Below are 14,855 nucleotides of genomic sequence, written 5' to 3' on the forward strand. Positions count from 1 at the left end.
TTACAGCTGGGTGGGACAGTGGCTTTTATCCGCTGCTTTAGGGAAGGCGGCGTGGGCAAAATCGCTACAGTCAAAACTGTAGCCCGGCTGACGGCTCAGCGACTGCCGGCGCATGGTGTGACGATAGGCCGTCGGCGTTTGCGAAAACTGGCGGCGAAACACGCGGGAGAACGTCTGCTGCGAATCGTAGCCATACTGCATGGCGATATCAAAAACCGGGCGCTGCGTCTGGCGCAGTGCTTCAGCCGCCAGCGTCAGGCGACGTACGCGGATATAGTCGCCCAGCGTCTGTTTGGTCACCGTGCGGAACATCCGCTGTAAATGCCACTTCGAATAGCCCGATTTTGCCGCCACTTCATCAATCGACAGCGTTTTATCAAGGTTGCCTTCAATCCAGTCGGTAAGGGTGTGGATGATATCGTCATGCATACAGGTCTTCTCCCTGGTGAGAAATTTCATGTCGTCTTCTCAATGGTTGCTGAGTATAATTCCTCAAGTTAACTTGAGGTAAAGAGCTAAATGAAAAAAAGTCTCAGCGGTTCCAGCAAGCGCGAACTGACGCCTGGTGACGTGGCCCAGCGCTGCGGCGTGGCGGTTTCCGCTCTGCATTTCTATGAAAGCAAAGGGTTAATCAGCAGTTTCCGTAACGCCGGTAACCAGCGGCGCTACCATCGTGACGTGCTGCGTCGGGTGGCTATTGTCAAAATCGCTCAGCGCATCGGCATCCCGCTGGCGACTATCGGTGAGCATTTGACGCAGCTGCCAGCCGGTCATCGCATGTCGCCCAGGGAGTGGAAGATGCTGTCGGAGAAGTGGCGTGAAGAGCTTGACCAGCGGATTGAAACCCTGATCAGGCTGCGGGACGATCTGGACGGCTGCATTGGCTGCGGCTGCCTGTCGATGCAGGATTGCCCGCTGCGTAACCCGGACGACCGACTGAGCGAGCGTGGAACCGGCGCTATCCTGCTGAAATCCGGGGAGGAGTGAAACGCTGGCGGTTTCTCTTCGGCATGTGCGTGGAGGTCTATACTACTCATTCTCCGCTTAACAGAAGGGTAGAGTATGATCACCGTTCACCACCTGAATAACTCCCGATCGCAGCGGGTGCTCTGGATGCTGGAAGAGCTGGAAGTGCCTTATCAAATTAAACTCTATCAGCGCGAAGCGACGATGCTGGCTCCGGAAGCGCTAAAAAAAGTACATCCTTTGGGTAAATCCCCGGTTATCACCGACAAAAATCTGGTGATTGCCGAATCTGGCGCGATCCTTGAGTACCTGACGGAACGATATGACGCAGAAAGCAGGCTGAAACTTATTGATGAAGAGGCCCGGTTGCTGTCTCGTTACTGGCTGCATTATGCCGAAGGGTCGCTGATGCCGCTGCTGGTGATGAAGCTGATCTTCAGCCGGATGGGCAAACCGCCGGTTCCCTGGTTGCTGCGCCCGGTGGGCAACGCCTTTGGCAAGGGCGTGCAGAAGGGCTATCTGAATAAGCAGCTGGCTACTCATCGCGAGTTTATCGAGCAGCATCTGGTCAGCCATCCGTGGTTCGCTGGCCCACAGTTCAGCATTGCCGATGTGCAGATGAGCTTTCCACTACAGGCGCTCAGCGCCCGCGGCGGTGCGGCAAACTCCCCCTCTATTCAAGCCTGGCTGGCAAAGGTGCAAAGCCGTGCGGCCTGGCAGCGCGCCCTGCAGAAGGGAGGCGCAGTCGAGTTGCAGTGAAATATTTTTTCCGCACCCTGCTTCCTCGTTTCAGGCTCAGCGCTGGCCGCTAAAACCATAAGAAATTGCTATTACGGCGGCGCAGGCCGGATGGGTAGAGTCTCCACAGCAGGCGACGTTGCGTTAGTCGCCAGGGTCTGGCTCAGGGTTAGTGCAAATATATGCACCAACAGGAGTTGAAAATGCACTAATAAAGGCTGGATAATCGTTTGCCTTTAAAACAGTGCAGCTTTATGCGTGGTGTAGTAAACGTTTGCCTTTTTTCCGATCGCTTCCCGGCTTGGGGGCTTTTGCGGTCTGTGAACAGTGCGTCCTGGGATGGTTGAACGTTGAACGAGCTCTGCTTCATGCGCCACGCATTAATAACTCATAAGAAATCTCAGGGGATTTTTCACTATGTCGACTCCTTCTCATCAGCCCGGTGGTTCACTGGACAGCTGGTTTAAAATTTCCGCGCGCGGCAGTTCCGTCCGCCAGGAAATTTTAGCCGGCCTTACCACCTTCCTTGCCATGGTCTATTCGGTGATTGTCGTACCCTCTATGCTGGGTAAAGCCGGTTTTCCACCGACGGCCGTCTTCGTTTCTACCTGCCTGGTCGCGGGCTTTGGCTCGCTGATTATGGGCCTGTGGGCCAACCTGCCAATGGCAATTGGCTGCGCCATCTCACTGACCGCATTTACCGCCTTCAGCCTGGTGCTGGGGCAGCATATCAGCGTGCCGGTAGCGCTGGGCGCGGTATTCCTGATGGGCGTCCTGTTTACCATCATTTCGGCAACCGGCATTCGCGCGTGGATTTTGCGCAACCTGCCGATGGGCGTCGCCCACGGGACTGGCGTCGGTATTGGCCTGTTCCTGCTGCTGATTGCCGCCGACGGCGTGGGCCTGGTGGTGAAGAACCCGGCGCCTGGCCTGCCGGTAGCGCTCGGTGACTTCGCTTCGTTTCCGGTGATCATGTCAATGATTGGCCTGGCGGTGATTTTCGGTCTGGAAAAACTGCGCGTACCCGGCGGCATTCTGCTGACCATCATCGTTATCTCTATTCTTGGGCTGATTTTTGATCCGGCGGTGAAGTATCAGGGGCTGTTCGCCATGCCTTCCCTGTCCGATGCCAACGGTAACTCGCTAGTGTTCAGCCTGGATATCCTTGGCGCTCTGAAGCCTGCGGTATTGCCAAGCGTTCTGGCGCTGGTGATGACGGCGGTCTTCGATGCTACCGGCACCATCCGCGCCGTTGCGGGGCAGGCGAACCTGCTGGACAAAGACAACCAGATCATCAACGGCGGCAAAGCACTGACTACCGACTCGGTCAGCAGCATCTTCTCTGGTCTGGTTGGCGGCGCGCCTGCGGCAGTGTATATCGAATCTGCGGCAGGGACGGCAGCGGGCGGCAAAACCGGCCTCACCGCGCTGGTGGTTGGCATTCTTTTCCTGCTGATCCTGTTCCTCTCGCCGCTGGCTTATCTGGTACCCGGCTACGCCACGGCACCGGCGCTGATGTACGTTGGCCTGCTGATGCTGAGCAACGTGTCGAAAATCGATTTTAATGATTTTGTCGATGCGATGTCCGGCCTGCTGGCCGCCGTCTTTATCGTGCTGACCTGCAACATTGTGACCGGCATTATGCTTGGTTTTGGTTCACTGGTGATTGGCCGCATCTTTGCGGGCGAGTGGCGCAAGCTTAACGCTGGTACGGTGATCATCGCGGTAGCGCTGGTGGCCTTCTACGCGGGCGGCTGGGCTATCTGATCTGCTCAGGGGCCGCCAGTCGGCCCCTGATTTTTTGCTGATTTTCTGATTTCTTCCCCGCTAACGCACTTCCTGTTTTTAAACCCTTTGCATTTTTGTTTTACTATCCACTAAGACAGGCCGTTTATTCTGTCTGGACCTTTTGTATTTACCAGGAAGACAGATAAGGAAAACATGGAAATCTTCTTTACCATTCTGATTTTAACGCTGATGGTGTCGCTCTCCGGCGTGGCCGCTCGTATTATCCCCTTTCAAATTCCTCTGCCGTTGGTGCAGATCGCGATGGGCGCACTGCTCGCCTGGCCGACGTTTGGCCTGCATGTCGACTTCGATCCCGAGCTGTTCCTGGTGCTGTTTATCCCGCCGCTGCTGTTTGCAGACGGCTGGAAAACCCCTACCAGCGAGTTCCTGCACCACGGGCGCGAGATTATCGGCCTGGCGCTGGTGCTGGTGCTGATCACGGTGGTGGGAATTGGCTATCTGATTTACTGGCTGGTGCCGGGTATTCCGCTGCTCCCGGCCTTTGCGCTGGCGGCGGTGCTGTCGCCTACCGATGCCGTGGCGCTCTCCGGTATCGTAGGAGAGGGGCGGATACCGAAAAAAATCATGTCTATTTTGCAGGGCGAGGCGCTGATGAACGATGCGTCTGGCCTGGTTTCCCTGAAGTTTGCGGTGGCCGTGGCGATGGGCACCATGGTGTTTACCGTCTCGGGCGCGACCATTGAGTTTATGAAAGTGGCGATTGGCGGTCTGCTGGCCGGGATCGCTATCTGCTGGCTGTACGGCAAGTCGCTGCGGCTGGTCAGCCGCTGGAGCGGGGACGACCCGGCGACGCAAACCGTGCTGCTGCTGCTGCTGCCCTTTGCCTCCTATCTGATTGCGGAACATATCGGCGTCTCCGGCATTCTGGCTTCGGTGGCGGCGGGCATGACCATCACCCGTTCCGGGATTATCCGCCAGGCGCCGCTGGCGATGCGCCTGCGGGCTAACAGCGTCTGGCAGATGCTGGAGTTTGTGTTTAACGGCATGGTGTTCCTGATGTTAGGGCTACAGCTGCCGGTTATTCTGCAAATGTCCGTCACTGAGGCTAATGCCGATCCGAACGTGGACTTGTGGATGCTGGTGATGTCGGTGGTGCTGATTTACGCCGCGCTGATGGTGGTGCGCTTTGGCTGGCTGTGGATGATGCAGCTGATCAGCAAGCGTGTGATGAAGAACAAGCCGATGGAGTTCACCAGCTATTCGCTGCGCGAGCTGCTGATTGCCTCATTTGCCGGTGTTCGCGGCGCTATTACCCTGGCGGGCGTGCTCTCTATTCCGCTATTTATGAGCAATGGCGATGCCTTCCCGGCGCGCTACGAGCTGGTATTCCTGGCAACCGGCGTGATTCTGTTTTCGCTGCTGGTGGGCGTGGTGGTGCTGCCGCTGCTGCTGCGCGGCATCCAGGGGATGGATAAAACCGCTCATCGTCATGAGGTGCAGATGGCCAGAGCGGTGATGGCAGGCACGGCCATTGAGAGCCTGCACAAAATGGAAGAGCGTCTGGCCGCCGACACGGAAGAGAATATCGATCTGGAACTGGTGAAAGAGGTCAGCTCCAGGGTCAGCGGCAACCTGCGTCGTCGGGTGGTGGGCAAAGAGGATATGGAGCGCTCACTGTATGCGGAAAATCTTGAACGGCGCTTCCGCCTGACCGCGCTGCGAGCTGAGCGTGCCGAACTGTATCATCTGCGCGCCACGCAAAAGATCAGCAACGAGACGATGCAGAAGCTGCTGCACGATCTTGATTTGCTTGAAGCGCTGCTGATCGAGAAGGAAGAGTAGGGGCAGGGGAAAGCCGCTATCTGGCTGTTTTAGTCATCAGGCCGGGGAGGGGGAACGCACGCTGTGTCACTTCTCCCGCCTGAATTTTTCCGCAGCATTCGTGCTGCGGATACCTGATTTGCCAGTCGATGCCTGCGTCATAAGCTTCAGAACCCTCTGCCGCTGGGCCATAAAACCGTCAGGCTTTCGATAATATGCGCAGATAAAGAGGCTCCCTGTTAGTCAGATAAACTATTTAATGGTTATGCTGCTCTTGATTAGCCTACCGTTGGTTTCCTGGTACATCTCATTATTGGCCGTAACCATCAATACACCCTCTCGCGTTTTTGCTATATACATAATCTGATTTTCTTTGTCTACGCAGTTAGCTTCAACCTTCATTTCTTCAAAGCAAAATAAATACTCAGTGTCATGGTCAGGGAAAAAGGTGTTATCTCTTGGCTTTTTAATCTGATAGCCCTTCCCGATATCCCATATAGTTACGGAGTAGGAGCCGTCATCTCTAATGAATGGGGTGTCATACTTATCTTTTAGTAATTTTTTATTTTCCTTCCACCACTTAACTTTGCCATTAACGGTTAACGGGAAGTTTTTTACAAGAATGATTCGAGATGTTCCATGTGGATGAACAGCTATGATTTCAGTCGGTATTAATATCCAGTAACTGACGTAAAACAATAGAAATATGACAATGGCTACTACAGTCATCCTTTTGATAATTGTCATTTTAATTTCTTTTTCCTGTAATAGTTACTGTCGCTTCCATATTGGTCATGAAAGGTCTGTAAGCAAATTTTTGCCAACGTTGTAAAACGAACCAGATTCTGAAGATATTGAGATCATTGTTCAGTTAAAACACCATTAACTTCATGGTATTCAGCATTGTTGGTATTGATGATGTAAACATCATTCCTGGTCTTAATAATGCTCATAATTTGATTTTTTTTGTCTAAGCAGTTGGCTTCACTCTTTTTATCTTCAAAACAGTATAAATAGTCAACGTCATCGTCTGGGAAAAATCCATTGTCTCTGGTTTTTTTTAGCTGATATCCTGTATCAAAGTCCCAAATTATCTCTGACGAAGTTCCATTTTCTCTAATAACAGGCGTGCCGTATTTTTCTTGCAGTAACTTCTTGTTTTCTCTCCACCAGTTTATTTTACCCATATCGGTTATCGGAGGGTTCGCTACTACAATAAAACTGGATGAGCCATCGGTATGTACGGAAATAATTCTGGTTGGTCTCAGAAGTATAAATGAAACAGAAATAATAATGGCGAGCAAGAGGAGTAGTGTTATTGTTTTCTTTGAATTTTTCATTTAGCACAGCTTACCTTCAATGGTTATCGTTGCTTCCATATTGGTCATGAAAGGTCTGTAAGCAAATTTTTGCCAACGTTGTAAAACGAACCAGATTCTGAAGATATTGAGGTGATGGAACTTTGGACTCATAATGTCACGGTTGTCCAGCCCAAAGTGATCCTGTCCCTTATAATGTACCACTGCCCGGTAGTTTTTTTCTTCAACCAGCAATGAACGAAGCGTTATGTGCGTTGCATAAACTCCATGAACTGACATGCCTAATCCATTAATATTATCCTTCCAGCGGTCAAATCTTGGCAGGACACTGTTACTTACCGCAAGGGTTAATTGATTTTTTAATTTGTCAGGGTAATACCCTTTATCCCACACAATATTCGCAGTTAGTACATTTTTTATTTTTAACCAGGAACTGTTTACCGACGAAAGATCGCTTTCAATCTGATTCTTGTAGGCAAAGTTCAGCAGGCTGCTGCTGAACGGTCTGCCGCAGCCGCACTGGAAATGATTGACCATATCCAGGAATAGCTGGCGATAGCCTAAAAAGCTGAAGGGCCAGGAATCGCGACGGAACTCATCGAAAAGCCTCTGCGCTACCTCGGCGTGGGTCATTTTATGGCGGATGACGGCAAAATTGCTGATGGGGAAATCAGTCCTTTCCAGAGTCCAGGGATCGATTTTTCCAAAAATTTTCTCAAGACGAAAGACCTCTTTCAACTGGCGTTCAGTCAGATCGCCGCAGTACATATCATCAGCCCGGCGATCGTCCATGCGGTTTTGCGTCTGATAAACGGTAAAAGGAAAGCATAAAGCCTGAGTATCCCGTGACATGCCCTCACTCCATGTGATTTGAACGGGCGTCATTGCCCTGTGCATGTCGCTAGCTTAGCCGATGGTTTTTTGTCCGCTCAAGGACAAGTTTCAGCGAAAAACCAAAAGTGTGAGCGCTGTCAGGGCCCTCAGGTTCGGGAGCCGACCGATAACCTCGGCGCTTCGCCAGGCCAGAATTCACGGCAGCAGGCTATCCATGCCTGGGCGCTTTTCGACAGATAGCTCCCCTCCCGCCAGATCAACCCCAGCTTCCACACCAGATCGGACTCCAGCGGCAGCCACAGCAGGTGACTCTTATCCAGCCGCTGGCAAATCGGCTCAGGCAGGATCGCTATGCCCATCCCGGCCTGAACCATTGCTGCCAGAAAATCCCACTGGCCGCTGCGCACCGCAATCTGCGGCGCAAAGCCGCTGGCCTGGAAAGCACGCATCAGCTGTCGGTTCAGTGAAAACTCTTCGTTATAAATCAGGATCGGATGTCCGGCCAGCTCGGCAATCGGAATATGCGACCGCCGCAGCCACTCGGTAGTGCGCGGCACCAGCACGCACAGCGGGTGGCTCATTAACGGCAGAGCATTCAGCGGCAGGTCTTCCGCCACCGGCAGTGCCGTCATGGCAATATCCAGCGCGCCGGAGAGGACCGCCTGCTGCACCGTTAAGCCGCCAAACTCTGAAATCTTCAGCTCCACGCCGGGGTAGCGATGGCGAAAGGCGGAAATCGACCCCGCGATCTGCATCCCCACCATCGGCGGGATGCCCAGTCGCAGCTCACCGGTTTTTAAGTCATTGATATCGCTGATCTCGGCTTCCAGCTGCTTAAACTCCTGGAGGATGGTCAGTCCGCGCTGATAGACCGCCTGCCCGGTATCAGTCAGATGGAGCTTGCGGCCCTCACGAATCAGCAGCGTACAGCCCAGCTCATCTTCCAGCTGGCGCAACATCTTGCTGATGGTGGGCTGAGTAACAAACAGCTGCTCTGCCGCCCGGGTAAAGCTTTGCTGGCGGACCACTTCGACGAAATAACGCAGGGCTCGGACGTCCATAAACATTCCTGTAAGGCATAGTTTTAATAATATTAAGTCATTTTTTTCACTCTTTGTTACCGATTTATACTAGGGCTACACTATTTGGGGAGATGTCGTCATGGCGTTAGCATTACGTCCGCGAAGAACGGGCTGGCTGCAACGTGTTCAGGTTCCAGTACAGGTTGTCCTTTATATTGCGTTCTTTTTACTGGCTCAGCTGTTGGTCGACGGATTTCACCTGCCGCTGCCGGCCAACATCGTCGGCATGTTGCTGCTGCTGGCGCTGATTATGCTGCGGGTTTTGCCGCTGGGCTGGGTGAAAGCCGGGTCGCGCTGGCTGCTGGCTGAAATGCTGCTGTTCTTTGTTCCGGCGGTGGTGGCGGTGATCAATTACTCGCAGCTTCTGCGGGTGGAGGGCTGGCGCATCATGCTGGTTATCGGCATCAGCACGCTGCTGGTGCTGGCCGCCACTGCGCTGGTCGTCGAGCGCGTTTATCGCTTTGAGATCTGGCTGGCAAAGCGGAAACAGGGGAACCGTGATGAATGATTTTGCCCTCAGCCTGCTCTGCCTGATTGCCACGCTTTGCGTCTACTTCCTTAACAAACGGCTCTATCGGCGCTGGCACAGACTGCTGCTGATGCCGCTGGTGATGACGCCGATGGTGCTGGTGGCGCTGCTGCTGGTGACCCATATTTCATGGCAGGACTATATTGGCGAAAGCCACTGGCTGCTCTGGCTGCTCGGCCCGGCCACGCTGGCCTTTGCGGTGCCGGTCTATGAAAACATGGCGATTATCCGTCGTCACTGGATGTCCCTGACGGCGGGCGTGCTTACCGTAACCGCCGTGGCGGTGTTCAGCTCCGTCTGGCTGGCGCGCTTAATGGCGCTGCCGGAGGAGATCCAGCGTAGCCTTGCCGTGCGCTCCATCACCACGCCCTTTGCCCTGGCGGCGGCCAAACAGCTCGGCGGGCAGCCAGATCTGGTGGCGCTGTTTGTGGTGATCACCGGCGTGTTTGGCATGGCGGTGGGCGACCTGCTGTTTATCCGTCTGGCGGTAAAACAGGGGATGGCGAAGGGCGCTGGGTTCGGGGCGGCTTCTCACGGAGCCGGGACCGCGCGCGCGTATGAAATCGGCCAGGAATAGGGCGTGGTGTCGAGCCTGGTGATGATGCTTTCAGGCGTCGTAACGGTGGTGATTGCCCCGGCTATCGGCCATTTGATGTGGGTAACGGTGTGAGCGACACATCCTGTTACCCACGGTTTGTAATGTTAACTAAATTCTGAGCTGTTGACGCGCTGTCTCATATTATTCAGCTGGCAGTTGGTTTACTCTGCGAAGCCGCCGGAACAAGGCGTGAGTAACATCATCAGGAGAATAAAAAATGAAAGCAGTGGCAACTACCGCAGGCGCACTGGCGCTTCTGGCGCTGGCTGGGTCCGCGCAGGCAATCGATGGCGGCGTTGACGTCGGTCAGGATTACACCCACCTACGCGTCGGCCTGGGTACAGACTCTCCGGGCTTCGCCCTGTCGGGCGACTGGCTGCGCAGCGATCATGACGGCAACGTAGAAAGCCTGGGGCTGGGCTACAACATCGCGATTGGCGATGTGTTCCTGACCCCTGGCGCGAAAGTGATGTCTACCAACCCAACGGACAGCAAAGATGGCTATGCCGTAGCGGTCGGTGGCGGCGTGAAGGTGCCGGTGACCAGCCTGTTTAACGTGTTTGGCGAGTATTACTACTCTCCGGACGCTTTCTCCAGCCATATCGACAACTATCAGGAAGCGAGTGGCGGCGTCAGCTTCCAGCCTGTTTCACTGGTGGATGTGCGGGTGGGCTATAAATACATGACCATGAATGGCAAAGACGGTCGCAAAGACAACGTGATTGCCGACGGTCCCTATATCGGCGCTTCAGTTCATTTCTGATGCGCAGGGCGGATCGTTCGATCCGCCCTTCATCCTGTTAGTGCGCCTTACCACCCTCAATCCCGATGCCCGTCTGTGAACGAACAAACTGTGCCTGGAAGCGCTGTCGCTCCTGCTCGCCCGACGCCGAATGGTCGGTCACCGAGAACAGCCAGGTGCCGATAAACGCCGCCAGCATGGAGAACAGGGCCGGGTACTCATACGGATAGATCGGTTTTGCATTACCCAATACCTGCACCCAGATCGTCGGGCCAAGCACCATCAGTACAACCGCCGTCAGCAGCCCCAGCCAGCCGCCGATCATCGCGCCGCGGGTGGTCAGCTTCGACCAGTACATCGACAGCAGGATAATCGGGAAGTTACAGCTGGCGGCGATTGAGAACGCCAGCCCAACCATAAAGGCGATATTCTGCTTCTCGAACAGAATGCCCAGCGCGATGGCCACGAAACCCAGCACCACCACGGTGATTTTGGACACCTTCAGCTCCTGCCGTTCAGTTGCCTGACCTTTGCGGAACACGCTGGCATACAAATCGTGCGATACCGCCGATGCTCCGGCCAGCGTCAGTCCCGCCACCACCGCCAGAATGGTGGCGAAGGCAACGGCAGAGATAAAGCCGAGGAACAGGCTTCCGCCTACCGCATCAGCCAGATGCACGGCCGCCATATTGTTGCCGCCGATCAGCAGGCCGCTGGCGTCCTTGAAGGCCGGATTGGATCCCACCAGCAGAATAGCGCCAAAGCCAATGATGAAGGTCAGGAAGTAGAAATAGCCCATAAAGCCGGTAGCGTAGAACACGCTTTTTCGCGCCTCGCGGGCGTCGCTAACGGTGAAGAAGCGCATCAGAATATGCGGCAGGCCAGCGGTGCCGAACATCAGCCCCAGCCCCAGCGACAGCGCTGAGATCGGATCGTGGACCAGACCGCCGGGGCGCATGATTTCAACGCCTTTCGGGTGGACGGCCATCGCCTGGCTGAACAGGGTGTTGAAGCTGAAGCCGACGTTCTTCATCACCATAATCGCCATAAATGACGCGCCAAACAGCAGCAGCACGGCTTTGATGATCTGCACCCAGGTGGTGGCGAGCATACCGCCAAACAGGACATAGAGCACCATCAGAATCCCGACCAGCACCACGGCAACATGATAATCCAGCCCAAACAGCAGCTGGATGAGCTTGCCCGCGCCGACCATCTGAGCAATCAGGTAAAGAGCCACCACCACCAGCGAGCCGCAGGCCGAAAGAGTGCGAATCGGCATCTGTTTCAGGCGGTATGACGCCACGTCGGCAAAGGTGTAGCGCCCCAGGTTACGCAGCCGTTCGGCAATCAGAAACAGAATGATCGGCCAGCCGACCAGAAAACCGAGCGAATAGATCAGGCCATCGTAGCCTGAGGTATAGACCAGCGCGGAAATCCCGAGGAAAGAGGCGGCGGACATAAAGTCTCCCGCCATCGCCAGGCCGTTCTGGAAGCCGGTGATATTGCCGCCCGCCGTGTAGTAGTCACTGCGGGAGCGGGTTCGCTTCGAGGCCCACCAGGTAATGCCGAGCGTGGCGGCCACGAAGATAATAAACATTACGATCGCTTCGTAATTGGTCGGCTGCTTTTGCACCGCGCCGGTAATAGCATCCGCCGCCAGCGCTGAGAAGGGCAGCAGCGAAGTCAGGCTAACCATTGAGAGAAGACGCTTCATGCTTTCACCTCATTCAACAGCTCACGGGTTAAACGGTCAAATTCGCCGTTGGCGCGCCAGACGTAGACGCCGGTCAGCAGGAAAGAGATGACAATCAGCCCCACGCCGATCGGGATGCCACGGGTGACGCTGGTTCCGGCGTGAAGCGGCGTACCCAGCCAGCCGGGCGCGAAGGCGATGAGCAGAATAAAGCCCACGTAAAGGATGAGCATGATCACGGTGAGCAGAAGAGCAAAGGCCTGGCGCTTTCTGACCAGTTCCTTAAAGCGCGCGCTCTTCTCTATCCGTTGATAAATAACGTCATTCATCACAGAGTCTCCAGAGGTAAGGTTGAGAGCCGTTAACGGCTCTCTATTGCGCACTTGCGGACTGCATCTCGCGACCAGCCGGGATACCACAAGGCTTTATCGTTATAATCCCCCTCCTGAGGACGGAGGGGGGTAAAGCAGTAATACGGAGGAGCGCTGACGCCGTTATGGCATCTTAATTGACTGTTTTTCTTCGAGCAGTTTTTCCACCACGCCAGGATCGGCGAGAGTAGAGGTATCGCCCAGGTTGCTGGTGTCGCCGGAGGCAATTTTGCGCAGGATGCGGCGCATGATTTTGCCTGAGCGGGTTTTTGGCAGCGAGTCCGTCCAGTGCAGCACGTCCGGCGTGGCAATCGGGCCTATCTCCTTGCGCACCCAGTTACGCACCTCGGTGTAAAGCTCCGGCGATGGCTCTTCGCCGCTGTTCAGCGTGATGTAGGCATAAATCGCCTGGCCCTTCAGGCTATGCGGAATGCCGACCACGGCCGCTTCGGCAATTTTCGGGTGGGAGACCAGCGCCGACTCAATTTCGGCGGTGCCCAGGCGGTGGCCTGAAACGTTGAGCACGTCGTCAACGCGTCCGGTGATCCAGTAGTAGCCGTCCTCGTCACGACGGGCGCCGTCGCCGCTGAAGTACATATTTTTAAAGGTGGAGAAGTAGGTCTGCTCGAAGCGGTCGTGATCGCCGAACAGCGTGCGCGCCTGACCGGGCCAGGAATCAACAATCACCAGGTTGCCTTCGCAGGCGCCTTCCTGAGCATTGCCGTCGTTATCCACCAGGGCTGGCTGTACGCCAAAGAACGGTCTGGTAGCGGAACCTGCTTTTAGCTCGGTCGCACCCGGCAGCGGGGTGATCATAAAGCCGCCGGTTTCGGTCTGCCACCAGGTATCGACTATCGGGCAGCGGCCGTCGCCAATTTTGTTGTAGTACCACTCCCAGGCTTCCGGGTTAATCGGTTCGCCGACCGAGCCCATGATGCGCAGGCTGGAGCGGTCAGTGCCTTCGATTGCTTTATCGCCTTCGGCCATCAGCGCACGGATAGCCGTAGGCGCGGTGTAAAGGATGGAAACCTTATGTTTATCCACCACTTCCGCCATCCGGCTCGGCTTCGGCCAGTTCGGCACGCCTTCAAACATCAGCGTGGTGGCTCCGCAGGTCAGCGGGCCGTAAAGCAGATAGCTGTGCCCGGTGATCCAGCCCACGTCAGCGGTACACCAGTAAACGTCCTCAGGATGATAATCGAAGACATACTTGAAGGTGGTCGCGGCATAGACCAGGTAGCCGCCGGTAGTGTGCAGCACCCCTTTCGGCTTGCCGGTCGAGCCGGAGGTGTAAAGGATAAACAGCGGGTCTTCCGCATTCATTTCTTCGGGCTGGTGGTGAGCGCTGGCTTTGTTCACCAGCTCATGCCACCACAGATCGCGGCCGTTTTCCCAGCCAGTCTCTTTCCCCGTGCGGCGGAACACCACCACATTAGTAATTGATTTCACGCCGGGGTTAGCCAGCGCGTCATCGACATTTTTCTTTAAGGGAATGTTCCGACCGGCCCGTACGCCCTCGTCGGCGGTAATCACCAGCCTGGCGTTGGAGTCGATAATGCGCCCGGCCACCGCTTCCGGCGAGAAGCCGCCAAAGATCACAGAATGTACCGCGCCAATGCGCGCGCAGGCGAGCATGGCCACGGCCGCTTCGGGCACCATCGGCATGTAAATAGCCACCACGTCGCCTTTCTTGACGCCCAGTTCGATCAGCACGTTCGCGAAGCGGCATACTTCACGATGCAATTCGCGATAGGTCAGCGTTTTGCTTTCGCTGGCGTCATCACCTTCCCAGATAATGGCGGGATGGTCGCCACGGCTGTGCAGATGGCGATCCAGGCAGTTAGCCGCGAGGTTCAGCGTGCCGTCTTCATACCAACGAATATTGATGTTACCCGGCGCGAACGAGGTGTTCTTCACCGTGTTATAGGGTTTGATCCAGTCAAGGATTTTCCCTTGCTCACCCCAGAACGCATCGGGGTCCTGCACGGACTGCTGATACATCGACTGATACTGTTGTGCATTAATCAGGGTACTTTCCGCAATATTGGCGGGAACGGGATGACGATGTTGTTGGCTCATGGCTAATCTCCTTGAAGATGTTAATGATATGTCAATCAAAGGTTAATTGAAGCGAGCCGGGAAAATTTGTTTGCTTTTTGCGCCACAGATCACGTCATAACGAAAGGTAATGAAAACGTGAAAAATAGCCTTCCTGAAGAGGGAACTAATCTCATTCTACGGCCACCAAACCGGCGAAAGGGAGAAATGGGTCGAATGAAAAGTAGACAACTGAAACCGTTGATTATTTCAGGATAACCGCCGGTTTTGCATAGGTATGCAAAAAAAATGCCGAAACATTGCCAATTATAACAAAGGGTTATTACGGAGTTGGTGAGAACAGAGCTTTATC

The 14,855-nt window shown here is 54.9% G+C and carries 14 protein-coding genes and 2 pseudogenes; 7 read left to right on the forward strand and 9 right to left on the reverse strand.

The window, feature by feature from the left end; all coding sequences use genetic code 11:
• Positions 1 to 429 (reverse strand): superoxide response transcriptional regulator SoxS, encoded by a 429-nt coding sequence (soxS, locus tag NG99_RS14750; protein ID WP_034894334.1) that lies wholly within the window; start codon positions 427 to 429, stop codon positions 1 to 3.
• A gap of 90 nt (positions 430 to 519) precedes the next feature.
• Here soxS and soxR point away from each other — a divergent pair, with 90 nt between their 5' ends.
• The 4 genes from soxR to NG99_RS14770 all read left to right on the forward strand — a co-directional run bounded on the left by soxR (position 520) and on the right by NG99_RS14770 (position 5,295).
• Positions 520 to 987 carry a redox-sensitive transcriptional activator SoxR gene (gene soxR, locus NG99_RS14755; protein ID WP_034894337.1) on the forward strand — a complete coding sequence of 156 codons (468 nt, stop codon included), beginning with the start codon at positions 520 to 522 and terminating at the stop codon, positions 985 to 987.
• Positions 988 to 1,062: 75 nt separating this feature from the next.
• Positions 1,063 to 1,725 (forward strand): glutathione S-transferase family protein, encoded by a 663-nt coding sequence (locus tag NG99_RS14760; RefSeq protein WP_034894340.1) that lies wholly within the window; start codon positions 1,063 to 1,065, stop codon positions 1,723 to 1,725.
• 396 nt (positions 1,726 to 2,121) lie between these two features.
• A complete protein-coding gene (locus NG99_RS14765; protein WP_034894343.1) occupies positions 2,122 to 3,471 on the forward strand; it encodes an NCS2 family permease in 1,350 nt (449 codons plus the stop codon).
• A gap of 174 nt (positions 3,472 to 3,645) precedes the next feature.
• Positions 3,646 to 5,295, forward strand: a complete 1,650-nt coding sequence (locus NG99_RS14770; RefSeq protein WP_034894347.1) for a Na+/H+ antiporter — start codon at positions 3,646 to 3,648, stop codon at positions 5,293 to 5,295.
• 231 nt (positions 5,296 to 5,526) lie between these two features.
• On the opposite strand, the gene NG99_RS14775 is transcribed toward NG99_RS14770, so the two are convergent.
• The 5 genes and pseudogenes from NG99_RS14775 to NG99_RS14790 all read right to left on the reverse strand — a co-directional run bounded on the left by NG99_RS14775 (position 5,527) and on the right by NG99_RS14790 (position 8,488).
• Entirely contained in the window at positions 5,527 to 6,021 is a 495-nt protein-coding gene (locus NG99_RS14775; RefSeq protein WP_034894350.1) for a DUF943 family protein, read from the reverse strand.
• 1 nt (position 6,022) lies between these two features.
• Positions 6,023 to 6,139 (reverse strand): annotated as a pseudogene (locus NG99_RS28300) (DUF3289 family protein); the annotation flags it as partial.
• A complete protein-coding gene (locus NG99_RS14780; RefSeq protein ID WP_052130724.1) occupies positions 6,135 to 6,614 on the reverse strand; it encodes a DUF943 family protein in 480 nt (159 codons plus the stop codon). The pseudogene NG99_RS28300 and the gene NG99_RS14780, both read right to left, overlap by 5 nt.
• Complete coding sequence (locus tag NG99_RS14785; RefSeq protein WP_034894352.1) at positions 6,615 to 7,445, reverse strand: DUF3289 family protein; 831 nt, start codon at positions 7,443 to 7,445, stop codon at positions 6,615 to 6,617.
• A gap of 128 nt (positions 7,446 to 7,573) precedes the next feature.
• On the reverse strand, positions 7,574 to 8,488 hold the full coding sequence (locus NG99_RS14790; protein ID WP_034894355.1) for a LysR family transcriptional regulator: 915 nt from the start codon (positions 8,486 to 8,488) through the stop codon (positions 7,574 to 7,576).
• Between the two features lie 100 nt (positions 8,489 to 8,588).
• On the opposite strand from NG99_RS14790, the gene NG99_RS14795 reads away from it, so the two are divergent.
• The 3 genes and pseudogenes from NG99_RS14795 to NG99_RS14805 all read left to right on the forward strand — a co-directional run bounded on the left by NG99_RS14795 (position 8,589) and on the right by NG99_RS14805 (position 10,399).
• Positions 8,589 to 9,017, forward strand: coding sequence for a CidA/LrgA family protein (locus tag NG99_RS14795; RefSeq protein ID WP_034894358.1), 429 nt, complete (start codon positions 8,589 to 8,591; stop codon positions 9,015 to 9,017).
• Positions 9,010 to 9,708, forward strand: a pseudogene (locus tag NG99_RS14800) (LrgB family protein). The gene NG99_RS14795 and the pseudogene NG99_RS14800 overlap by 8 nt, the downstream one beginning before the upstream one ends.
• Positions 9,709 to 9,853: 145 nt before the next feature.
• On the forward strand, positions 9,854 to 10,399 hold the full coding sequence (locus tag NG99_RS14805) for a YfaZ family outer membrane protein (RefSeq protein WP_034894360.1): 546 nt from the start codon (positions 9,854 to 9,856) through the stop codon (positions 10,397 to 10,399).
• Between the two features lie 37 nt (positions 10,400 to 10,436).
• On the opposite strand, the gene actP is transcribed toward NG99_RS14805, so the two are convergent.
• From actP to acs, 3 genes are all read right to left on the reverse strand, one after another.
• The gene (actP, locus tag NG99_RS14810; RefSeq protein WP_034894363.1) at positions 10,437 to 12,095 is read right to left on the reverse strand and encodes a cation/acetate symporter ActP; all 1,659 of its coding nucleotides are present in this window, start codon (positions 12,093 to 12,095) and stop codon (positions 10,437 to 10,439) included.
• A complete protein-coding gene (locus NG99_RS14815; protein ID WP_034894366.1) occupies positions 12,092 to 12,403 on the reverse strand; it encodes a DUF485 domain-containing protein in 312 nt (103 codons plus the stop codon). The genes actP and NG99_RS14815 overlap by 4 nt, the downstream gene beginning before the upstream one ends.
• A 165-nt stretch (positions 12,404 to 12,568) precedes the next feature.
• Positions 12,569 to 14,524 (reverse strand): acetate--CoA ligase, encoded by a 1,956-nt coding sequence (gene acs / locus NG99_RS14820; RefSeq protein ID WP_034894369.1) that lies wholly within the window; start codon positions 14,522 to 14,524, stop codon positions 12,569 to 12,571.
• Between the last annotated feature and the right edge of the window lie 331 nt (positions 14,525 to 14,855).

Origin of the sequence: Erwinia typographi, assembly GCF_000773975.1 — a bacterium.
Lineage (GTDB): Bacteria > Pseudomonadota > Gammaproteobacteria > Enterobacterales > Enterobacteriaceae > Erwinia > Erwinia typographi.